This window comes from Martinezella paranaensis (assembly GCF_014200235.1).
Taxonomy (GTDB): domain Bacteria; phylum Pseudomonadota; class Alphaproteobacteria; order Rhizobiales; family Rhizobiaceae; genus Rhizobium; species Rhizobium paranaense.
The window spans coordinates 25312-45950 of record NZ_JACHBI010000025.1 but is presented as its reverse complement, the minus strand read 5'-3'; the positions used below and the strand labels follow the sequence as shown (position 1 = coordinate 45950).

The 20639-nt window shown below is 57.3% G+C and carries 19 protein-coding genes and 3 pseudogenes; 15 read left to right on the top strand and 7 right to left on the bottom strand.

Annotated features, from left to right (window positions below):
- Window positions 1-46 precede the first annotated feature (46 nt).
- Both GGD50_RS31265 and GGD50_RS31260 read left to right on the top strand, forming a co-directional pair.
- Complete coding sequence (locus GGD50_RS31265; RefSeq protein WP_183941049.1) at window positions 47-904, top strand: SDR family oxidoreductase; 858 nt, start codon at window positions 47-49, stop codon at window positions 902-904.
- Between the two features lie 320 nt (window positions 905-1224).
- Window positions 1225-1470, top strand: a complete 246-nt coding sequence (locus GGD50_RS31260) for a hypothetical protein (protein ID WP_183941047.1) — start codon at window positions 1225-1227, stop codon at window positions 1468-1470.
- Window positions 1471-1568: 98 nt separating this feature from the next.
- On the opposite strand, the gene GGD50_RS31255 is transcribed toward GGD50_RS31260, so the two are convergent.
- Window positions 1569-1856: a DUF1236 domain-containing protein gene (locus GGD50_RS31255; RefSeq protein WP_183941045.1), complete on the bottom strand. Its 288-nt coding sequence runs from the start codon at window positions 1854-1856 to the stop codon at window positions 1569-1571.
- A gap of 348 nt (window positions 1857-2204) precedes the next feature.
- Here GGD50_RS31255 and GGD50_RS31250 point away from each other — a divergent pair.
- Window positions 2205-3474, top strand: a pseudogene (locus GGD50_RS31250) (NRAMP family divalent metal transporter).
- A gap of 70 nt (window positions 3475-3544) precedes the next feature.
- Here GGD50_RS31250 and GGD50_RS31245 read toward each other — a convergent pair.
- Complete coding sequence (locus GGD50_RS31245) at window positions 3545-4465, bottom strand: DUF72 domain-containing protein (RefSeq protein ID WP_183941043.1); 921 nt, start codon at window positions 4463-4465, stop codon at window positions 3545-3547.
- Between the two features lie 181 nt (window positions 4466-4646).
- Between GGD50_RS31245 and GGD50_RS31240 the strand changes: the two genes are divergently transcribed.
- Window positions 4647-6068, top strand: a complete 1422-nt coding sequence (locus GGD50_RS31240) for a phospholipase D-like domain-containing protein (protein ID WP_183941041.1) — start codon at window positions 4647-4649, stop codon at window positions 6066-6068.
- Here the strand turns inward: GGD50_RS31240 and GGD50_RS31235 are convergent.
- Window positions 6006-6326: pseudogene (locus GGD50_RS31235) on the bottom strand (UPF0104 family protein); the annotation flags it as partial. The gene GGD50_RS31240 and the pseudogene GGD50_RS31235 sit on opposite strands and share 63 nt — an antisense overlap.
- Window positions 6327-6547: 221 nt before the next feature.
- On the opposite strand from GGD50_RS31235, the gene GGD50_RS31230 reads away from it, so the two are divergent.
- On the top strand, window positions 6548-7282 hold the full coding sequence (locus GGD50_RS31230; protein ID WP_183941039.1) for an endonuclease/exonuclease/phosphatase family protein: 735 nt from the start codon (window positions 6548-6550) through the stop codon (window positions 7280-7282).
- A 348-nt stretch (window positions 7283-7630) separates the two neighbouring features.
- Window positions 7631-8134, top strand: coding sequence for a sigma-70 family RNA polymerase sigma factor (locus tag GGD50_RS31225; protein WP_183941037.1), 504 nt, complete (start codon window positions 7631-7633; stop codon window positions 8132-8134).
- Window positions 8135-8327: 193 nt separating this feature from the next.
- On the opposite strand, the gene GGD50_RS31220 is transcribed toward GGD50_RS31225, so the two are convergent.
- The gene (locus GGD50_RS31220) at window positions 8328-8825 is read right to left on the bottom strand and encodes a YciE/YciF ferroxidase family protein (RefSeq protein WP_183941035.1); all 498 of its coding nucleotides are present in this window, start codon (window positions 8823-8825) and stop codon (window positions 8328-8330) included.
- Window positions 8826-9451: 626 nt separating this feature from the next.
- Here GGD50_RS31220 and GGD50_RS31215 point away from each other — a divergent pair.
- Window positions 9452-9658, top strand: a pseudogene (locus GGD50_RS31215) (aminopeptidase P family protein); the annotation flags it as partial.
- Window positions 9659-9685: 27 nt separating this feature from the next.
- Here the strand turns inward: GGD50_RS31215 and GGD50_RS33110 are convergent.
- Window positions 9686-10246 carry a DJ-1/PfpI family protein gene (locus GGD50_RS33110; protein WP_246451655.1) on the bottom strand — a complete coding sequence of 187 codons (561 nt, stop codon included), beginning with the start codon at window positions 10244-10246 and terminating at the stop codon, window positions 9686-9688.
- Here GGD50_RS33110 and GGD50_RS33105 point away from each other — a divergent pair.
- From GGD50_RS33105 to GGD50_RS31195, 3 genes are all read left to right on the top strand, one after another.
- Window positions 10217-10483 (top strand): hypothetical protein, encoded by a 267-nt coding sequence (locus GGD50_RS33105; RefSeq protein ID WP_246451653.1) that lies wholly within the window; start codon window positions 10217-10219, stop codon window positions 10481-10483. The genes GGD50_RS33110 and GGD50_RS33105 overlap by 30 nt on opposite strands.
- Window positions 10480-11616: a helix-turn-helix transcriptional regulator gene (locus GGD50_RS31200; RefSeq protein ID WP_246451650.1), complete on the top strand. Its 1137-nt coding sequence runs from the start codon at window positions 10480-10482 to the stop codon at window positions 11614-11616. Before GGD50_RS33105 ends, GGD50_RS31200 begins: the two co-directional genes overlap by 4 nt.
- Window positions 11617-12116: 500 nt before the next feature.
- On the top strand, window positions 12117-12527 hold the full coding sequence (locus tag GGD50_RS31195; RefSeq protein WP_183941033.1) for a hypothetical protein: 411 nt from the start codon (window positions 12117-12119) through the stop codon (window positions 12525-12527).
- 28 nt (window positions 12528-12555) lie between these two features.
- Here GGD50_RS31195 and GGD50_RS31190 read toward each other — a convergent pair whose 3' ends face one another.
- Window positions 12556-13368: a class I SAM-dependent methyltransferase gene (locus tag GGD50_RS31190; protein WP_183941031.1), complete on the bottom strand. Its 813-nt coding sequence runs from the start codon at window positions 13366-13368 to the stop codon at window positions 12556-12558.
- Window positions 13369-13675: 307 nt separating this feature from the next.
- On the opposite strand from GGD50_RS31190, the gene GGD50_RS31185 reads away from it, so the two are divergent.
- On the top strand, window positions 13676-14599 hold the full coding sequence (locus tag GGD50_RS31185; protein WP_183941029.1) for an MYG1 family protein: 924 nt from the start codon (window positions 13676-13678) through the stop codon (window positions 14597-14599).
- A gap of 152 nt (window positions 14600-14751) precedes the next feature.
- Window positions 14752-15150, top strand: coding sequence for a DUF1236 domain-containing protein (locus tag GGD50_RS31180; protein WP_183941027.1), 399 nt, complete (start codon window positions 14752-14754; stop codon window positions 15148-15150).
- A gap of 396 nt (window positions 15151-15546) precedes the next feature.
- Here the strand turns inward: GGD50_RS31180 and GGD50_RS31175 are convergent, their stop codons facing one another.
- On the bottom strand, window positions 15547-16557 hold the full coding sequence (locus GGD50_RS31175; RefSeq protein WP_183941025.1) for a LacI family DNA-binding transcriptional regulator: 1011 nt from the start codon (window positions 16555-16557) through the stop codon (window positions 15547-15549).
- Window positions 16558-16894: 337 nt separating this feature from the next.
- Here GGD50_RS31175 and GGD50_RS31170 point away from each other — a divergent pair, with 337 nt between their 5' ends.
- The 3 genes from GGD50_RS31170 to GGD50_RS31160 all read left to right on the top strand — a co-directional run bounded on the left by GGD50_RS31170 (window position 16895) and on the right by GGD50_RS31160 (window position 20580).
- Complete coding sequence (locus GGD50_RS31170) at window positions 16895-17884, top strand: sugar ABC transporter substrate-binding protein (protein WP_183941023.1); 990 nt, start codon at window positions 16895-16897, stop codon at window positions 17882-17884.
- A 169-nt stretch (window positions 17885-18053) separates the two neighbouring features.
- Window positions 18054-19574, top strand: coding sequence for a sugar ABC transporter ATP-binding protein (locus GGD50_RS31165; RefSeq protein WP_183941021.1), 1521 nt, complete (start codon window positions 18054-18056; stop codon window positions 19572-19574).
- Window positions 19558-20580 carry an ABC transporter permease gene (locus GGD50_RS31160; RefSeq protein WP_183941019.1) on the top strand — a complete coding sequence of 341 codons (1023 nt, stop codon included), beginning with the start codon at window positions 19558-19560 and terminating at the stop codon, window positions 20578-20580. Before GGD50_RS31165 ends, GGD50_RS31160 begins: the two co-directional genes overlap by 17 nt.
- Window positions 20581-20639 lie beyond the last annotated feature (59 nt).

Genomic DNA, 20639 nt, shown 5'->3' with positions numbered 1-20639 from the left:
GGCCGGTGGTTGAGAATGGGAGTTTACCGACAGCAAGGAGGAAGCCATGGTCACGCATCCCACGCCGCCATTTCCGTCGCAGCAGCAGCCGATGCCCGGTCATACCGCGGCGATGCAACCGGTGCCGGATCATGGCGAAAAGTCCTATCGGGGATCGGGCCGGCTTACTGGCAAGAAAGCGATTATTACCGGCGGCGACAGCGGCATCGGCCGGGCCGTTGCGATTGCCTTCGCACGCGAAGGCGCCGATGTGGTCATTGCCTATCTGGATGAAGACGACGATGCGGAGGAGACCCGGCGCTGGGTGGAGGACGCAGGACGTAAGGCCGTTCTCGTTCCCGGTGACATTCAGGATCCGCAGCGTTGCCGCGCAATCGTGGAGGAGGCGATCGCGCAACTCGGCGGGATCGACATCCTCGTCAACAATGCCGCGCACCAGGCAAGCTTCCACGACATCGGCGATATCAGCGACCAGGAATGGGAATTGACCTTCAAGGTCAATATTCACGCCATGTTTTATCTGACGAAGGCCGCTGTTCCGCATATGAAACCGGGAAGCGCCATCATCAACACCGCCTCGATCAATTCGGATAATCCCAATCCCACATTGCTTGCCTATGCCACGACCAAGGGCGCCATCCAGAACTTCACCGCCGGTCTTGCGCAACTGCTCGCGCAGAAAGGCATTCGCGCCAATGCGGTGGCGCCCGGCCCGATCTGGACGCCACTCATTCCGTCGACCATGCCCAAGGAGGCGGTCGAGAATTTCGGAAAGCAGGTCCCGATGAAGCGGCCGGGCCAGCCTGCCGAACTCGCGACGACCTATGTCATGCTCGCTGATCCGTTGTCGAGCTACGTTTCGGGGGCGACGGTCGCCGTGACGGGAGGCAAACCGATCCTATAGGGACGCTGTGAAATCAGGGGGAGCAGATGGAGATCTATCGACAATATCGCAAGAACGCCGCTCCGCCGGGTTGCATTGTCATCAAGTTCTATCACTCTGGCAACCAGATAAGAGGATTTATCCGGAAGGTCGCACGCCCCGGCGAGGACGATGCGATATTCCCGGGCGAGGAAATGGAACCGGATTGCGCGAAACAAGATGGTCGGTGGCGAAACCCTCCCCATCTATGTGAAGCTGTCCGGGGTGTCCGCTGGAACCCTGCATGGGGCACGCTTCAATGCGGCGGGTTTGGCATGTGAGAACCGGATTAGGAGACCATCATGAGTAGGACCATTGATCTATCCGACTTTTCCGACGAGGAACTGACTTCCCTGATCGAAGAAGCAACGACCTTGCGACACACGAGGCGCGAAAGCCGTGATCGTGAGCTTGCAAGTGGGGCTGATGGTTCGAAGGGACAGGATGTCAGGGACCCAGACCATGGCGCCATTACGACGCCGACGCCGCGCGACGTCAAGGAAGAAGGTTCGGCCCACGGGGCGCCAGGGAAAGCCTCTGGCGCCTGACCGACGGCGGGAAATCGCAAGCGTATCGCAGTCTTGATTTCACCAGGCACCCCAGGCAGTGATGGTGTCACACCCTGATGCCTGGTTTCGGACTTCGGCTATTTCACGATTTCGATAATCTTACGCGTTTGTGGGTTCACGATAACACGCTTCTTGTTGACGATCGTATAGGCGTAGTCGTTGTTACTGGGAATGGTGTGTACTTCCACCGAACTCGGCAACTCGCTGCCGACGACGATATCGCCGTCATAGGTGACGGATGGAACCTCTTGTTCCGTCACATAGGTCCTGACTTCTCCGGGAATAACCACCGTCGTGCTGCTTTGAGCAAAAGCTGTCCCGGATGCGAAGAGTGCCGCGCTCACGGCAACGAGAATCCTTTTCATCATAACCTCCGTTGATCCAATGGAATTCCCTAACTGTCGCCGGCCGCGAAGGTTCCTGAGTCGGGCGCGCTCGGTGGCGCACGGGTAGACGGGAATTCGAAAGGATGGCTCCAGCCACCTGCGCGACGGTTCCCTGATGCATCGAAGCGAGGAGCGACTGAAGGGTGGTAGTTTCGCATACTTGCTGGATCGTTCTGATCTCAAGAATTCCGTTGGAACTATTTGGCATTTTGCAGCTTTTTTCAGCACGCCTTTGCCGGCAGTGAAAGGCTCAAAACTACGCCGTCTATGCTTGGCTGAAGAAGCGGGAGCATGTCTTTGACTGAGACGACGGAGCGACAGGGGGCGATGGCAGGAAATGGGATCTTTCGCCGGTTCCTAAAGATTTTGGGACCGGGCTTTATCACCGGTGCTTCGGATGATGATCCCTCCGGAATAGGAACATACAGTCAGGCGGGGGCTCAACTTGGATATGGCATCGGATGGACAATGCTGCTGACATATCCGCTGATGTCGGCAATTCAGGAGATTTGCGCGCGGGTCGGACGCACGACCGGACATGGCATCGCCGGAAATGTATGCCGGCACTACCCGGCTTGGCTGCTCTACTTCATTGTGGGACTGCTTTTCATAGCGAACGCGATCAATATCGGAGCCGACCTCAGCGCGATGGCCGATGCGTTGCAACTTTTAATCGGCGGGCCTGAGACGCTTTATGTCGTCGGTTTCGGAAGCGCTTGCGCGATTGCCAGCGTTTTTGTCGAGTATGATCGTTATTCCGCCGTGCTCAAATGGATGACGCTCAGCCTTTTTGCTTATGTTGCCGCCATGTTTGCGGCCAACATATCCTGGGGCGAGGCAACGGCGGGCCTTTTCGTGCCCAAAATCGTCTGGAATGCTGAATTCTTCACGACCATCGTCGCCATATTGGGCACGACGATTTCACCCTATTTATTCTTTTGGCAGGCTTCCCAGGAAGTCGAGGATGAGCATGTCAATGGCGACAAACATCCACTGGTCGAAGCGCCAAGAGAAGCGCCCGCCGCGCTCAGACGCATCCGCGCCGACACTTTGATCGGCATGGGGTTTTCAAACATTATAGCTCTTGCGATCATCGCGACAACTGCGGCAACAATCCATAAGACCGGTGTCGCCAATATCTCATCCTCGGCGCAGGCAGCCGAAGCCTTGCGGCCAATCGCGGGCGATGTCGCGTTCATCGTGTTTGCCGTTGGCATATTAGGCACCGGGTTGCTTGCGGTTCCGGTACTTGCTGGCGCAGCCGCCTACGCCGTCGGTGAGGCTTTCAAGTGGCCGGTCGGCCTCTCGAGAAAACCAAAACATGCAAAAGCATTTTTATGCGACCTTGAGCATGGCCTGTATTCTCGGAATGGGCATATTGTTCACGCCCGTCAATCCTATCTCGGCCCTGTATTGGAGCGCGGTAATCAACGGGGTCGTAGCCGTACCGGTGATGACAATCATGATGCTGATGACTGCGAAAGAGCAGGTCATGGGAAAGTTTATGGTTACCGGCTGGCTGCGCTGGCTTGGATGGACGTCGACGGCAGTCGTGGCCGCATCCGTTCTTGGGATGGTGGCGACGTGGTTTTTTTAGCGCGGACTTCGATAGTGCGGTGTGATGAATGATGCTTGCTTGAGCACGAACATCCAGCTCCGCTTCAAAATCAAGCTACGGCAAATTTTAAATGTCTTCCGGTGGTCGCGGGATGTGCCAGTCCAAGCCGCGCTGCAAGTGCCTTTGCATCCGCAGGGGCTCGCACTTTCACGTCGTTATCGAAATAAACATAGACGTCGCGGCCATTGCGCGCCGGCTTCAGCGGCTCAAGCACGCGGTTGCCGTTTGCCGGCTCGCGGCCATGTGCCCAGGCATCGATCCTGCCCGCCCAGATATCCAGTGCCTTGTCGTCATAGCCGCTGATATAGAGCTCTTCAGAGCCGTGGAGGCGGCAATAAACGAAGTCAGCCGTCACATCCATCAGCAGCGGCCATTCGACGGTATCAGCACAGACGAGCCCGATTTCATGCTCGCGAAGCAGGTTGATGAAATCTGCGTCGACGAAGCTTTCGTGGCGGATTTCGAATGCATGGCGGATCGGCCTCTTGCCATCGGCCTGCAGCCAGTCGCGACCGTTCAGCCGTTCGTCGTGCCGCGCGGCAAGCTTTGATGCGGCGGTGGTATCTTTCGGCAGCATGCGCATGAAAGCGGCAAACAGATCGCGATCGAAACGTTGTCTTGCCGGAAACTGCCAGAGGATTGGTCCAAGCTTCGGACCCAGGCGCAAAACGCCAGAGGCGATGAAATTGGCGAGCGGGGTTTCCACCTCGCGCAGCCTGCGCAGATGGGTGATGTAGCGGGAGCCCTTGACCGCGAAGACAAAATCGTCCGGCGTCTCGTCGCACCACTTGGCAAAGACTTCTGGCCGCTGCAGGCCGTAAAAGGTGCCGTTGATTTCGATGGAAGGGAATTGCTGCGAGGCATAGGCCAACTCACCTTTCTGCGCCACGTCATCCGGATAGAAGACGCCGCGCCAAGGGGCGTAAGTCCAGCCCGAGATACCGATACTGATTGTGCCTGTCTTTGCCATTCAATAGGAACCACGCGGCTGGTGACTTGTTCCTCAACCTTAAAAAACCACGCATCATCAAGCGTATCTCGACGGAACCTTGGAAAAATTCAGGCGTTTGCGTTTCGGTGGGGCGAAAGCGACAAGGACCTGTCGGAGCACGATCGGCTGTCGGAAACAGAGAGGAGCAAGCGGTTCTGCCATGTCGCCGAAAGCCGAAGATATGCGGTTGGAAGGTATTGCGGCAAGAACAGCCTTTCTTATCAATGGCAGTGCCTATTTCTCTCGGTTGGCCCACATTTTGCGCCATGCGCGAAAGCGGATCTGGATCATCGGATGGGACTTCAATCCCGATATCCGCCTGCAGCCTGAGAATTCCAAGGAAACGCTGGGTGATCTTCTGCATGCTCTGGCGGATGCCAATCCCGATCTTGAGGTCCGAATTTTGATCTGGGCTTTGGGACCGCTCTATTCCGACAAATCCTTGAAGGTGTTGCGCAAGCAAAACTTTCCGAAGAACAGTCGCATCGATCTTCGCTTTGCCATCCAGCCCGCCATACGCGGATGTCATCATCAGAAACTCGTCTGTATCGACGATTCCGTGGCATTCATCGGCGGAATCGATCTGACATCGCGGCGCTGGGACACCTGGGGCCACAGGGTTCGTGACAAGCTGAAGCGTGATTCCGAAGGCTTGTTCTACGAGCCCCTTCACGACCTGCAAGCCATGGTGACGGGGGATGCGGCAAGGCTTATCGCCTCTGTGGCGAGGCGACGATGGATGGATGCCGCCGGCGAGGATTACAGGGCCTTGCCAGCGCAGGCGGCCGTTGGCTGGCCGAACGATCTCGTCGCATCGCTGGAGAATGTGCCCGTCAGGCTCGCGACGACCGAACCGGCGACCTTCTTCAGGAATGGCCTGCATCAGGGCATTGCCATGACAAAGGACGTGATCGCCAAGGCAAGACATCAGCTTTATATCGAAACGCAATACCTTGCCTCCTTTAATGTCGCGGAGGCCATTGAAGCTCGCCTGCGGGAAGGCAACGGGCTGGAGGTCGTCATCGTCTGCACGCACAAATCCCATGGCTTGATCGAGAACTTTGTCATGGGAAGGAATCGCGACAGGATAATCCGGCGTCTCATGGATGCGGACAGTCATGGTCGGCTGCGCGTCTTCTACCCCTTGGTTCCCGATGGTGAAAAGCAAGTCGAACTGCTCGTTCACTCGAAACTGCTGATCGCCGATGACAATGTGCTTCGCATCGGCTCCTCCAATCTCAACCACCGGTCCGAGGGGCTTGATACCGAATGCGATATTCTCTTTCAGGCACTTAAGCCCGCTCACCGTTTGGCGATCGGTGAGCTGCGCAACACGCTCATAGCGGAATATCTAGGCTGTGCGGCCGGTGCCGTTCGAAATGCTTTTCAACGGACCGGATCGCTGATCGAGGCGATCACCGAGCTGAATGTCGGGGCCCGGTGCCTCAAGCCATTTGCAACGACCTGCGAAAAGACAGAGCCGATTGTGGGGACCGCGCTGCTCGATCCCGTCCGGCCGCTAGGACGACTGGGTTCTCGTCGTCTGGTCGGTCACCTTCTCCGCATTCTTCGTTCGAGCTGAGCGATGCCGAAACGCCAGTTCGCTGGTGATCAGAAGGGTCGTTCCCAGCACGAGCGGGATGAGGAAATAGATGCAGCGAAAGGCGATCAAGGCGCCGATGGAGGCCGCGTCCGGCACGCTATAGGCGACAGTCGTCTCAAGGATGCCGAGGCCGCCCGGAACCTGGGTTGCCAGCACGGCGGTGTTGGCCAGCACGTAGGCCGTGACCGATCGGAAGAAGGCGCCGTCCGCGAAAGCCGAAAGCAACTCGTGCAGGCAGCCGAGGCGCCGAAGCAGAATGTTCAACAGCGAGTTCCTGATGTCATCGAAGCTGTATTGGTGGAGAATGCGATACAGGAGCCAGAATGCCAGGCATATCGCTGCGATGAGCAGGCCATTCCAAATCAGGCGTTTCAACCTCATCCGCGATCCTTCTCCAGGGGTGTGAAACACAGTCCCAAGGATGCGGAACGATCGGGCGAGTTCGGTGTTCCCAGGCAATGCCCTACGGAAGATCGATCAGAATTCTGACTTATAACGTGCACAGTTGCATTGGTACGGATCGCAAGATCGACCCTGCCCGGATCGCCGCGGTTATCGCGGAGGCGCAGGCAGACATCGTGGCATTGCAGGAGATCGATGTTCGCCGCCACAGAACTGGCGGCGTCGATCAGGCGAGCATGATCGCCTCTCTTCTGAAGATGGAGGCGCATTTCAATCCGGCCCTGACCGTAGCCGACGAGCAATATGGAGACGCGCTCATAACGGCTCTGCCGACAAAGGCGATCAAGGCTGGGCCCTTGCCTTCGCTGGGCGAGCCGCGTGGGGCGCTTTCCGTCGAGGTCATGATAGGAGACAGGCAATTGCACCTCGTCAACACACATCTCGGCCTTCGGGGGCGCGATCGCGTGCAGCAAATGTCGGCGCTTCTCGGGCCAGCCTGGCTCCCGGCGGGCGGCAAGGACCTAGCCTCGACCATTCTCTGTGGGGATTTCAATGCTGTCCCGGTTTCCGCAGCCTATCGGCTTGCCACCCGCGTCTTGAAGGACGTCCAGCTCTCAGGCAATCAGCCGGCGAGACCGACTTTTCCGTCACGCTATCCGCTGATGCGGCTGGATCACGTCTTCGTCAGCGCCGATCTTGCGGTCCTCGGCACGAGCGTGCCTCGAAATCGTCTGACGAGCCTGGCTTCCGACCATCTTCCATTGATTGCAGAAATCGGCCTCGGCGATTAGCTTCATCCTGGCAACAACGAAGCGGCCCAAATCCGCAAGGATGCGAGAGGCCAATATCGTCGGCTCGACGATGCAAAGTGAACAAGAAGACGCCCGGCGAGAAGAGACCGGAGACGGACCGAGATTTTGAAAGCCTCTAGGGAACAAGCTGAAGGCAGGGCCGTTTGTCACTGGATGCGAAAAACGCTTGAGGAGGTTTGACGGGGTTCAGGTGCTATCGCGGCAACTCGTTCAATAAATTGTTGGAATGATCCGACCCGGCATCCGCAAGGTGCCGAGCCGGTAACCGTTTGCACTTGCGGGGCGATGCAAACATCGCGTCAATGACGCGGTTGGAAGGAGAGCGTTGTGTTCGACACGTCCCGATCTGCCGACTTAGAGGCGGAAATCGTCAATCTCATTCCCGCTCTTCGTGCTTTCGCCAGGACCTTTTACAGGAACTCTGCCGATGCCGACGATTTGGTTCAGGAAACCTTGACCAAGGCGCTCGCCAATCTTGGACAGTTCGATCCAGGTACACGGCTGAAATCCTGGCTGTTCACCATCATGCGCAACACGTTCTGCACAAAGTTTCGCATAGCCAAGCGCGAGTCGCCCGGCAGCAAGAAGTGCGTCTCGGGCTTTGGCGTGGAAGCGCCATCGCAGGAGTGGACGATCCGCGCCAAGGAGCTGGAACGGGCCTGCAACCTGTTGCCGAAGCCTTACCGGGCGGTGCTGGAATATGTGGTCATCGAAGGCCGCTCCTACGACGACGCGGCAGAAAAATTCGGCTGCGCGATCGGCACGGTGAAGAGCCGCATCAACCGGGCGCGCCAGCAGCTCGCCGCACAGCTCGATGAGGACTTTAGCTGACATCGTCCAAACCGTCGCGGCGCAATTCCAGTCATTTAGTGGGCGTCGAAGCTTTAACAAGTTTCATCGACGGCGTTCGCTTTCAGACACGCAACGTGCCGAGTGACGAAGATGTTTTCGAGGTCATGGTACGGTGCCGAAGAAGCACAAAAAGCCGCCCGCTGAGCGGCTTTTTGTGAGACCTGCCTAGGTTTCAGGCGGCCTTGCCCTGAGGGTTGGCGGCGGACTGCGCAAGTTGCGTCAGCTTCTTGTCCGTGGCTTCTTCTTCAGCGAGGCTCGCCTGAAGGAGCGGCACGGCGTCCTTGAGGCCAAGCTGCTTGGCCCATGCGATCAACGTGCCGTAGCGCGCGATCTCATAATGTTCGACCGCCTGTGCGGAAGAGATCAGCCCAGCGTCGAGAGCCTTCGTGCCCTTATACTCTTCCATGATCTCTTCACCCTCGGCGATGATGCCCTGGATCGCTTCACAGGTTTTGCCGCGGGCTGGCTTGCCCAAAAGTTCGAACACTTGATCAAGGCGCTCGATCTGGGCCTGTGTCTCGTCACGATGCTTGATGAATCCTGCCTTGCCTTCCTCAAGCTGGGCGGCGCGGGCCATTTTCGGCAAAGCCTTCAGGATTTGTTTTTCGGCAAAATAGATGTCCTTGACCGTATCAAGGAATAAGTCGTTCAGCGTTTTCTCGGTAGCCATTGGATCCTCCTGGCGCCTGATTGCGTCGTCACCGAACATGGAGAGGCCCTGAATGTTCCGGGAGGTGCCTCGGGTCAGAGCGTTGCAAGCCTTGGGAGAGGGCGCTCGCATGTGACGGCGCGCCTTCGGCTGGCTTTCAAACCGTACGGCGGTCCGTGACCAGCAGGTCTTCCTCCTCGTCACGTTGCATTCCACCGAGAGCGGCGGCCGCCGCGGCGATGAACGCCCCGACACGTATTCTCCGATCTGGACCGGATCCTTGTTGTTGACCTTGAATTCCAACCACGCGCTTTCGATCGGTTCTTCAAGTAATCGATTGAGCAGAGCGCATGGGTCGTGAATCGGCACTGTGGGTCCTCTTTTATCTCCCTCATATCAGATTCGGCCGTTCCAGAACCTCGTGGTGGGAAAACTTCAAGTGGAAACAAGGCGATGGCGCGAAGACAAAGACGCGGATTTTTATCCGCGTTTTGTTGAATTGCGCGCAACATCGCTCCGCCGATGCAGAAATTAAGTCGCCTGGTTATATCCTGGTTTTATCAAAATTCGGAAACAACGTTTAAATCCATATCAATGAAAACAATCGGATAGCAGCCAAATCAAGGCACCAGTTATATCAGGCAAAGGACGGAATGGCCGACGAGTGGCCGGGTATTCTGCTCCACCCCGATTTCGATCCGGGCTTCAGCGGCATCATCGAAGAAAACATGGTGTTGAACGTCGAAAGCCTGATTGCGGAGGAAGGATCCGAGAGCATCAAGCTTGAGACACAGGCTCTTGTCATCTCGGCAGGTGCCCAAAGACTTGATAGTTTCCCCTGGGAAGAGTGTTGAGCGAAGCCATAAAGACGCTTCCGACGTTTAAACGTCCCTTCGGCCAAAGGGTTCGTTCTGGGGCGCTCGCAAGCGCCCCAGAAGCTCGGCTTTAGCCAAGGCCTCGGCGAGCGGCACGGCAGACGCTGGGCTCTGGCCCATCATCAGGACGCCATCGACCACGACATTCGGTTCCCAATTCGCCTTGCTCTGGTAATTGGCGCCACGGTTCTTGAGCTCATCCTCAAGCGAGAACAGCAGGTGGTGGAGCAGTTCGATTTCGGTGTCTTCGGCATTCTTGAAGCCGGTGACGTTCAGGCCCTTCACCAGATACTGGCCATCGTCCTTCTTGACGTCGCGCAGGATGGCAGGTGCATGGCACACCATGGCGATAGGACGACCCGCCTTGTGGAAGTCGCGGATCAGCTCGCCGATACACGGATCGCTTTCTCGAAGCTGTGGATCAGCAGTTGGTCGTCGGTATTGATATTGTTGAAGCTTGGCGGCAGGTCTTTCGCGTTGCTCTGCAACGCGACGGAAGAATGTGCTTATGCGGCGCTCGCAGCGACGGCGCAGGATTTGGCCGGTGAGGTTCTGGACGAAGTGCAACGCTTCTTCCTGCTCGGAATCGATAAATCGACGAAGGCAGGGTTATCTCGAAAAAGCGCATTGCAGGTGCTTGCTACGCTGGAAGGCGCGATGCTGACGGCAAATGTTCTCGAAAATCCCTCCTTGTTCGACGACGGAACCGCAGCTCTTGCCTCGCCGGTAGGAAGTTTCGCCGAGGATCGCCATTTTTTGATCCCGTATGATCAAGCCATGGGTTTACCGTGGATGCCTCAATGAGCATCGCTGAGATCACCGCTGAAAGGGCGAACTTATCCACATACGACCAAACGTGGCTCAAGCATATTACAAATGACGCTCAGATCCTGCTAGTGTCATCCGGCGGGGGGCGCCAGGCGGGTAAACATAAACAATGGCAAGATCTGGGATTTGGCTTGACTGAAATTTTCGTCGCAAAACTTGAAGAGGCGTCGCTAACAGCCGAGGAAATCGCATACTGGTTATCCGACAACAAGGAGCGAGATAATCATGTCCCTCTCAACCGGGGGGCGCGCGATCTTTTTGCCTTTAGTATGCAAGGCGTCGACGGCTTTGTAGGGTGGAGTGGATCGAGCGAAACAAAGCGAGATTTCTCGGTCACAGTTGAGCGCGACGATTTCATGTTCTTTTTTGAACATTCCACCTACTGCCAACTGACGACCGGAAACATCCGTCATATCGTCTGCCCTGGTTCCGGCGTGCTGACGACGGCAGATCGGTACTCGGGAATAGAAATCGGAGAGAAGTCGATTGGGGAAGGATTCGTCGTCAGTCGAAACGCGGTGATGAGCGCACTTACCAACACTTATGAGTGTTTTGCGCCGGCAGACTTCGAATTCGTGGCGCAGCACGCCGCAGTTGACGGAGCAATGCCGCAACTTCTGACACTGATGCGATTTTTTAGAGATGAAATCTGCGCGAACCAGAATCTGAAGGCATCACCCATCGCACTGGCCAGTTTCCAGGAGGCATTGGCTTTGCTGATGGTGCAGAACCTGCCTCATTCTCTGTCTCACCGAAAATCGCCCGGATGCTCGATTGCGCCAAAACAGGTGAGAAGGGCGGTCGAGTTTGCCCGGACCCACGCCAATGCACCAATAACCCTTGCTGACATGGCTGCTGCGGCCGATGTAAGCGTTCGAGCTTTGCAGACCAACTTTCGTCGCTTCTACAACGAAACACCAATGGAGCATCTTCGACGATTGCGGCTCGAAGGCGCGCGAAACGACATAAAGAATGCACCGCCTCTTGCAACGATTGCCGAGATCGCGAGCCGCTGGGGCTTTACTCATCTCGGTCGCTTTTCCCTCCAGTATAAAGAGGCTTTCGGAACCCTGCCCTCGTTGGATTTGAGGCGCGAACGCAAGAAATAGGTTGCGTGCCGGTGCGATCAGCGTTCCCATCCGTTTTCGCCACCATCAGCACATCGCCCGAAAAGTTCCGGTCGATGTTTCCGGCGAAACGCGCTTGTAGCCGATCCTGGATCACATCTCTGCAGTTAGCTCCGAATATCTGAAGCGCGTAGTTCTGGACGCCTGTGCACTTGAGATAGAGCCGAGTGCACCTCGCGCTGCCGCCCGCTGCTTGATGAACGCGCGGCCGTTGAATAGACGTCGATATCTCTTGCTCCGGTGTATATCCCATCAAAACGACGTTGATAAGATTTACCTTTATTTCCCGATTATCGACGGGGTTGCCCTATTGGCGTTCGTTCCAAAGAGTGCGGGCGGAAAGATAGTTGATGGCCTGGGATGGGGTGTCACTGGCAAGGGTTGACTGTCGGAGGCATCAGGCTTTCCGGCAGCTAGCCGTGATTACAGCATGAGCAATCACGGAAATATGCATCAGTCATTCGTCAACAGAGGAAATTCCCTTGCGTAAGATAATTCTCTGCGGTTTTGCATTTGGCGTCCTCTCCTTCACGCCTGCAGCAGCCAGCGTATGTTCGCAGCACTATCAAAGCAGCGGCGTTCCCCTCGTCACGGCTGTGACCTACAAAACCTGGATGGAGTTCCCGTCCGTCAACCCAACGGCTGCGTTCGATAAGGTGTCGAGGGCCGTTCTTGCCGAAGGTTTCGCGGATGTGAACGTTGAGAAGCAGCTCGGCACGCTGACAGCTCAACAGGAAACGACGGGGTCGGGGCGCCCGCAGACTTTGCGCGTCGTCGTCCGGAAGAGCGGCAAGGGCAGCCGCGTGGACGCCCTTTTTATGGTGCCGCAGGGACAGGTTGCCCCCAGCATGAGCGACAATCTTTGCCGTGTCGTCAATTCGGTCGCTGAGTAAGCGCAGCTTGCCAGTTCGATGCCGATAGCTAGGCGCCCGCCATAATGACGTGCGCCTGAATTTTGGCAGCAACCTCGCCGGTACCATGTCTGGCTGCGATCGCCGACGTAGCGTAGTCGGTCGCAGCCTCTAGGCTTCCCGCCTCTCTGGCCTCGATTTCGTTGCGAAGAAGCGTTCCCTGACAATAGGCGACCGCCGGAAGACGCGGCGAGGATGCACGGCTTTGTTCGGCTCGCGTTTCGATCACCACGTGCGAGAAACCAGCGCGCTGAAGGTCGGTACGGATCAGCTCCCGGTCATGATAGCCGTGCGGCGTGCGCGCCAGAAAGCGCGGTGGATCGTTCGGGAAAATCTCGGCGAGCGCATTCGTCACATCATCCGCAAATACATTCTCCTCGATGCGATCCCACACGCTGAACAAAAAATGCCCTCCGGGCTTCAGGACTCGTCTTGCTTCACGATAAGCAGACGAGCGGTCGGGAAAGAACATCGCCCCGAACTGGCAACAAACGAGATCGAAGGCCGCATCGTCAAACGGCAGCGCCATAGCATCTGCCTGGCGCCACTGGATGCGAGCGTCGGGCGCTTGTTGCGATGCGGCATAGTCAATCATCGGCTGGTTGAGGTCGGTTACGACATAGCTTGCGCCGGCGGACAATTTGGGCGCCAACACGCGAGTCACGACCCCGGTTCCCGCGGCAACTTCCAAAACGGCGCTTGGCGCCAAGGATGTTGCTCGTTGTGCGAGATCTGCGGCAAAAGGCTCGAAAATCAACGGAACCATATAGCGGTCGTAGTTTTCCGGAATCGAGCCCGTGAATGCCTTGTCCGCTTCCAACATCGCTATCACCCGCAATGCGTTCGATGGCTGACGAGAATAGCATGGATTGTTCAGGTCTACTATGAAAGGTTGTCGCAAGCACGCTGCGTAGTGAAAGGTGCGACCAATCTCGTTCAAGAGATTCCACGTCTAGGTTCATGCGACAGGGCGATGCCGCATGTCGGGTCATCATACCGCTCCTCACCAGATATCACGCTCGAACCAATGCACCCAAACGCGCAAATGGTGGGTTGAGATGGGAGGCAGCAATGGCTATCTGCTGCTAACCCCAAGCGGACACTTCGCGAACCACAAGGCACATCCCTGCATGATCCCAGATTTTCTCGTTACCCATTCCGGCGGCTTTCATGCCGATGAGCTTCTGTCCAGTGTTATCCTGACCCGGCTTTTCCCGAACGCTCGCCTGATCCGCAGCAGGGCGCCGGAATGGATAAGGCCCGGCGCCGGTCGTATCATCTATGATGTGGGCGGTGCGTATGATGCTGCCGCGCGGATATTCGATCACCATCAACGCGGCGCGCCGCTGAGGGAGAATGGCCAACCCTATAGTTCGTTCGGATTGATCTGGAAGCACTATGGCCGCGACTATCTTGCGGCTTCAGGCCTACCTGAAGCGCATATTGAGGTGGTTCATGCGTCTTTCGATTCCAGTTTTGTGCTGCCGGTCGACCTGGTTGACAATGGCGCGCTTAGCCCTTCCATTGCCGGACCGCTGGCTGGGCTCACGCTGCCGGCGCTGCTCGAAACCTTGAAACCGGTTTTCGACGAGACGGACCCGGAAGCCGGAGATCGCGGATTCCAAAACGCCCTTGCCGTTGCCAGAAGTTTCGTCGAGGCGAGGATAGCGCAGAGCGCCGCAAAATTGCGGGCCGAGGCGCTGGTGCATCAGGCTATCATGGATGCAGGCAGTGGCCGCATTCTGGAACTCCCAATGGGAATGCCGTTCCGCCCAGCCATCGTGAAGGCGGGCGCCGATCACCTATTGTTTGTCGTTCATCCGCGCGAAAATGGTTGGTGCCTGACCGGTATCCGCCGTGCGGACGAGGGGTTTGAACTCAGGGCAGATCTGCCTGCCGCCTGGGCTGGCCTGACCGATCATGATCTGGCGGCGGTTTGCGGCGTAGAGGGCGCGAGTTTCTGCCATAGTGGTCGCTTCATCGCTGCCGCCAAAACCCGCGAGGCCGCGCTCGCCATGGCCGAATTGGCGGTGGCGGAGGCTGTCTCAGGATGACGCCGGCGTGAGATGTTGAGTACTCGCTTCTCACGGATTTTGTCACGATGGTGCAACTTGTGATCATCGAGGGCAAGGCGCTGTAGGAACTTTCGGATGCAAGGCCCATTTCTCTTTCAGCTCATACGAGCCGAAAAGGAAAGGAGAATGCTATGAAAACGAAACTTATCGTCTCTGCAGCGGCCGCCTTCGGCCTTCTCGCTGGCTCAGCCTTCGCACAGTCCTCCACGGTCACAGGGGCCGCGGGCGGTGCGGTTACCGGAGCCGTTGTTGGTGGCCCGATCGGTGCCGCGGTCGGTGGTGTAGCAGGCGCTATCGTTGGCACTGCAATCGATCCGCCGCCGCAGAAGGTCATCACCTATGTGCAGGAGCAGCCGCTGCCCCCGGCCGAAACCGTCGTGCAGGATAAGATCATCGTCGGTCAGCGGCTCCCTGAGACCGTGGTCGTGACACCGGTTCCGGATAATCCGACCTATGCCTACGCGGTCGTCAACCACGAACGTGTCATCATCCAGCCAAAGACACGCAAGGTTGTCAAAATTCTCGACTAATCCTGTCGGAAGGGCCTCTGTCGAAGGTCCTTCTTTCATCCGGGCCTTTCGTCGTGAGTTTGGCATTACGCCCGGGGAGGCGCGCGAGTGGTCGCTGCGGAGCGCCAATGCTCCGCCGGACGATCACCTGGCCGAGCCGCAGCCCGAGACCGAATCGGCGCGCTGGGTGGCTCAGCTCACGGGCGCCATGCCGCAACTCTCGACGCTTCGCGCCGAGCGCAAGCCATAGCCATAGCCGTTCGTTAAGAGAAATGAGCATGCTTGGATGTGAGGCAAAGCCGCCGTTCCCCGATAGCGTCCGCGCTTTCAACACCCGCTCGGGCGCCTTCCCAAATGAACAGACGCGCAAGACACAGTTCGGCGGCTACCCTGATAACGGCTCGGACACCATTACAATCAATCGGGTTGAGGCGCCGAGGTCGTTTCGCCCTCTGAAATCTCACAGGCAAGCAGGATTGGGTCGTCGAGATCGGGCACGGGTTGCTTGTTGAGAAGAATTGCCACGGCAACCGCTGCAATCCGTTGAATCGGCTGCTTCACTGTCGTCAGGCGCGGTGTCGTCATGCTTGAGAGCGGGATGCCGTCGAATCCGACGATCGAAAGTGCTGCCGGTATCGGAATACCGAGATCATGTGCCGCCCGCATGCAGCCGATTGCCTGCTGGTCCGAGCTTGCGAAGATCGCAGTTGGGCGCTCCTTTCGTGCGCGGGCAAGAAGATAGTTTCCAGCGAGCCGGCCGCTTTCATAGTCAAAAGCCGCCTCGGCTATCAGGGACGGACTGACCGTTTGCCCGTCATCCTGGATTTGCTCCATTGCGTCCAGATAGCCCGTAAGGCGATCGTTGGCCGGGACAGACCCTTTGGGGCCTGATATGAAGCCGATGCGGCGATGGCCGAGCTTCAAGAGATGTTCGACGCCGAGGCGGACGCCGCTGCGATGGTCGGCGGCGATTCCGGAATATCCTGGCATGAGACGATCCACAACGATGATCGGCAATCCCTTCGGCAGCTTGATCGAATGGAAATCGTTGGTGGGAACGAGGATGATACCGTCCACCTTGCGGCTTGTTAGCTGTCCGATGCGGTCAGCCTCCTTGGCCGCATTGTCAAAGGATGTCATGACGATGATGTTGTAGCCATGGTTCGCTGCCGCTTGCTCTGCGGACTGGACGAGCTCGGAGAAGAAAGGATTGGTCAGGTCCGGAATGACGATGCCAATGAGGCGGCTGACCTTGCCGCGCATGCTTCTGGCGGACGGATCGGGCTGGTAGCCCAGCTCTTCGATTATGCCTCTGACACGGGCTCTTAGTTCATCCGTAACAGAGGGATGATCATTCAAAACCCGTGAGACGGTCCCGGTAGAAACTTCTGCGAGCCTGGCAACGTCTCGAATTCCAACCTTTGGCATAACAGAAACATATGTCCCTTCATCTTCGCCTTCGGGGACATTCCAAAGGCGTCTGATCCGTGCCTTCAGCTAATGGTCTCTATCGCCTTAGTCAAAGGGCTGCATCGTAATTCCGGCCACTTATCTCCCATAGCACGGTCACGGCGGATACTCAATGGAAACGGTTCATCTGTCGCAATCTGCAAAGTGATATCGATCGCAGTTGGCGTTGGCTTTTTGCCCCGATTAGGCGAGTTGACAATCTCTGGGGGCACTGTTACGCATTGAGTGCTGGAAACGGTTCATTGTTACTGGCAACTCAGTTGGAGCTGAGTTCAGGCCGTTCGGGAGGAAAGAAATGTCCAATTCTACAAAGCGTGATTCCGTCTTGATCAGTGCGCCGCGTCGTGCGGCGTTGAAGCTCGGACTTGCCGGCACGTTGATGCTCGCATTGTCCTGTGGCGTGTCGCCTGCCTTTGCCGCGGCGAGCAAGCCGAAGGTCGGCTTGATCATGAAATCCTTGTCCAACGAGTTCTTCAAGCAGATGAAGGCCGGCGCCGATAAATATGCGGCTGAAAACAAGGACAAGTTTGACTTCAAGGCCGTCGGCATGAAGGACGAGCGTGACTTCGCCGCGCAGGTCGATGCCGTCGAAAACTTCGTGACGCAGAAATACGACATCATCGTCGTCGCTCCGGCCGATTCAAAGGCTATGGCCACCCCGCTTGCGAAGGCTGTGAAGGCCGGTGTCAAGGTCATCAACATCGACGTGCCGCTCGATGCCGACGCGAAGAAGGCTGCCGGTATCGATCTGGCCTTCTTCGGGCCTGACAATCGCGAGGGCGCGAAGCTTGCAGGCGATGCGCTTGCCAAGGACCTGGGTCCCGGTGGAAAGGTTGTCATCCTTGAGGGCAACCCCGAGGCCGACAATGCCAAGGAGCGCAAGGAAGGCTTCATGGACTCCATCAACAGCGGCAAGCTGCAGCTCCTCGACAGCAAGACGGCCCATTGGGAGACGGAAGAAGCCAATACCGTCATGACGAATTTCCTGACCAAATATAAGGATATTCAGGGCGTCATGGCAGCCAACGACTCGATGGCTCTCGGCGTCGTCAAGGCTCTCGATGCGACCGGCCAAAGCGGCAAGATCAAGGTCGTCGGCTTTGACAATATTCCGCCGGTGCAGCCGCTGATCAAGGACGGCAAGATGCTTGCCACGGTCGAGCAATACGGCGCTGAAATGGCCGTCATGGGCATCAAGTATGGTCTGCGCGAACTTGCCGGTGAAAAATTCACTGGCTGGGTCAAGACGGATGTCAAGCTCGTCACCGCCAAGGACCTCAAATAGTCGACTGCCGACTGTAAGGTTAAAGAGAGGTGCCGGCCAAAAGCCGGCGCCCACCACCACAAACCGTTTTCCACGTTGATCACGCTGGCGAGGTCGTTTCAGGCCTCGGGAATATGTGTTCGTGGAGGCTATCCATCTCCCATTGAAATAGACCACGCATGAGGTGGACGTGTCAGAACCATCAGATGATTTCATCCTGACGCTGGAAGGAATAGGCAAACGCTTCCCGGGTGTCGTGGCGCTCAGGGATGTCTCCATGCAGCTTGCCCGAGGCAAGGGCCATGTTCTTCTTGGTGAGAATGGTGCCGGCAAATCCACGTTGATCAATCTGCTCGGCGGCGTATTCAAGCCCGATGATGGCCACATCCTGTTTGACGGGGAAAGCTATAGCCCAACCTCGCCGCTGGAGGCGTTCAAGGCGGGTATCCGCGTCATCCACCAGGAACTGCACCCTCTCTCCAATCTCACCGTCGCCGAAAATCTGCTTTTTGAGCACCTTCCGCGTCGATATGGCCTGGTGAACTTTAGGGAAATGAACAAGAGGGCGGCCGAGCTGCTGGCGGAAGTGGGCCTCGATGTCGCCCCGACCACGCCGGCCAATCGCCTCAGCGTCGCGCAGCTCCAGTTGCTCGAAATCGCCAAGGCGCTTTGTTATGAAAGCAAGCTGCTTGTTCTCGATGAACCGACGGCAACCTTGACCTCCAGGGAGGTCGACCGCCTGTTCGAAATTCTGAAGCGGCTGAAAGCGCGCGGCGTCACGACGCTTTACATATCCCACAGACTGGAAGAGATTTTTGAAGTCGGTGACAGCGTCACGGTGTTGCGCGATGGTCAGCATGTGATCACGCGTCCGCTGGAGGGATTGGCCATTCCTGACATCGTCGAACTGATGGTTGGACGAACGCTTTCGGATCATGGCGTTTTTCGCAGTGACAGCGCCGTGTTCGGGGAGGCGCTTGGCGTTTCCGGCCTGAAGGTGACACGCAATAGCCCGGAATTGTCGTTTTCCGTCGCCAAGGGAGAGATTGTCGGCATTGCCGGCCTCGTGGGCAGCGGTCGGACGGAGGCGGTGCGTGCTATATTCGGCGCCGACGACAAGGCTGCCGGCGAAATTCGCATCAACGGAAAAGAGGTCGAGATCAACTCGCCCAAGGATGCCGTCGCCGCAGGGCTTTGCCTCGCAACGGAAGACCGAAAGCTGCAGGGCCTAATGCTCGACATGACCTGCGCCGAAAACACGACCATAACGGACCTCGGCAAGATCTCCCGCAACGGGTTGATACGCCAAAGAGCGGAAGACGATCACTCGCAGCGCCTCGTGCATGAGCTGCGCATAAAAACGCCATCCATCCGCCAGGTAGTCAGGACGTTTTCCGGCGGCAATCAGCAAAAGGTGGTCATTGCCAAATGGCTGTTCCGCGGACCCAAGGTGCTGATCTTCGATGAGCCGACCCGAGGCATTGACGTTGGTGCCAAGGCGGAAATCTACGAACTCCTGTGGAAGTTTGCCGCTGAAGGAAAAGGCGTCCTGGTCGTGTCGTCCGACCTGCCGGAACTGATCGGCATTTGCCATCGCATCATCGTTTTCTCGGACGGCAAGATAGCCGGAGAGATATCTCGAGACCAATTTGACGAGAGCAAGATTCTCTCACTCGCTTACAAGGAGTACAGTCGTGTCCGGCAACATTGAAATGACGACTGAGGTCAAAAAGGCCGGCGTATGGGACAAGTTTATTCGGATTTCGATGAAGGAAGCCGGTGTCGCCATCGCCCTTGTCCTGATCCTGATCTTCTTCTCGGCGACGGCGCCTTATTTTGCGACGCCGGAAAACTTCCTGAAGATTTTCGTCCAGATTGCCATCAACACCGTGCTGGCGTCCGGCATGACCTTCGTCATCCTGACCGGCGGCATTGATCTTTCGGTCGGCTCGCTGCTTGCGCTTTGCACGGTCATCGGCGCAACCATCATGATCGACCCCCGGCTTTCTCCCTGGCAGGCGATTGTTCTGGCCTCGCTGGCGTCGATGGGTACGGGCGCTGTGCTCGGCGCAATCAACGGATGGGTGTGCGAGAAGTGGAAGCTTCCGTCGTTCATCGTCACGCTCGGCATGCTGAACGTCGCAAGCGGCTTGGCGCGTGTCGTCAGCGACAACTCCACCATCACCGGTCTGCCGCAGCCCTTCGTGGATTTCGGGAACCTGATCTTCTTCGGCGTATTCCCTTCGATCTTTCTGATCGCGATCGTCGTTGTTCTGATCGGCTGGTTCGTATTGCGCTACACCGTATTCGGGCGCTTCGTCTTTGCGATCGGCACCAATGAGGAGGCGGTCCGTCTGTCGGGTCACGAGCCTAAGAGATACAAGATCGCCGTTTTCACGATCTCCGGATTGACAGCGGGCATAGCGGCCATGGTCTATCTGCTCCGCCTCAATGTCGGCAGTCCGGTTGCGGGCATTGGCTATGAACTGAATGCCATCGCCGCCGTCATTATCGGTGGGACCAGTCTCTCCGGCGGTAAGGGCTCGATCATCGGCACGCTGGTGGGTGCATGCATTCTGCAGGTTTTATCGACCGGACTGCAGCTTTTGGGCGCCGACGACAACATCAAGCCGATCGTCATCGGTGCCGTGATCGTGTTAGCGGTTATCCTGGATAGCTATCGCGGCCGACTGATGCGGATATTGGAAACGCGGTGATTGATCGCAACGATCAAAGGCGCAACTTGATTAGTTGCGCCCTTGTTTTTGTCAGCGTC

Excerpts from the sequence above, each read along its gene's own strand:
- GGD50_RS31240 (WP_183941041.1), top strand. The coding sequence starts at position 4,647 with ATGTCGCCGAAAGCCGAAGATATGCGGTTGGAAGGTATTGCGGCAAGA.
- GGD50_RS31200 (WP_246451650.1), top strand. The coding sequence starts at position 10,480 with ATGAGCATCGCTGAGATCACCGCTGAAAGGGCGAACTTATCCACATAC.
- GGD50_RS31190 (WP_183941031.1), bottom strand. The coding sequence starts at position 13,368 with ATGTTGGAAGCGGACAAGGCATTCACGGGCTCGATTCCGGAAAACTAC.
- GGD50_RS31220 (WP_183941035.1), bottom strand. The coding sequence starts at position 8,825 with ATGGCTACCGAGAAAACGCTGAACGACTTATTCCTTGATACGGTCAAG.
- GGD50_RS31245 (WP_183941043.1), bottom strand. The coding sequence starts at position 4,465 with ATGGCAAAGACAGGCACAATCAGTATCGGTATCTCGGGCTGGACTTAC.
- GGD50_RS31255 (WP_183941045.1), bottom strand. The coding sequence starts at position 1,856 with ATGAAAAGGATTCTCGTTGCCGTGAGCGCGGCACTCTTCGCATCCGGG.
- GGD50_RS31185 (WP_183941029.1), top strand. The coding sequence starts at position 13,676 with ATGATCCCAGATTTTCTCGTTACCCATTCCGGCGGCTTTCATGCCGAT.
- GGD50_RS31175 (WP_183941025.1), bottom strand. The coding sequence starts at position 16,557 with ATGCCAAAGGTTGGAATTCGAGACGTTGCCAGGCTCGCAGAAGTTTCT.
- GGD50_RS31260 (WP_183941047.1), top strand. The coding sequence starts at position 1,225 with ATGAGTAGGACCATTGATCTATCCGACTTTTCCGACGAGGAACTGACT.
- GGD50_RS31180 (WP_183941027.1), top strand. The coding sequence starts at position 14,752 with ATGAAAACGAAACTTATCGTCTCTGCAGCGGCCGCCTTCGGCCTTCTC.
- GGD50_RS31230 (WP_183941039.1), top strand. The coding sequence starts at position 6,548 with ATGCCCTACGGAAGATCGATCAGAATTCTGACTTATAACGTGCACAGT.
- GGD50_RS31170 (WP_183941023.1), top strand. The coding sequence starts at position 16,895 with ATGTCCAATTCTACAAAGCGTGATTCCGTCTTGATCAGTGCGCCGCGT.
- GGD50_RS31265 (WP_183941049.1), top strand. The coding sequence starts at position 47 with ATGGTCACGCATCCCACGCCGCCATTTCCGTCGCAGCAGCAGCCGATG.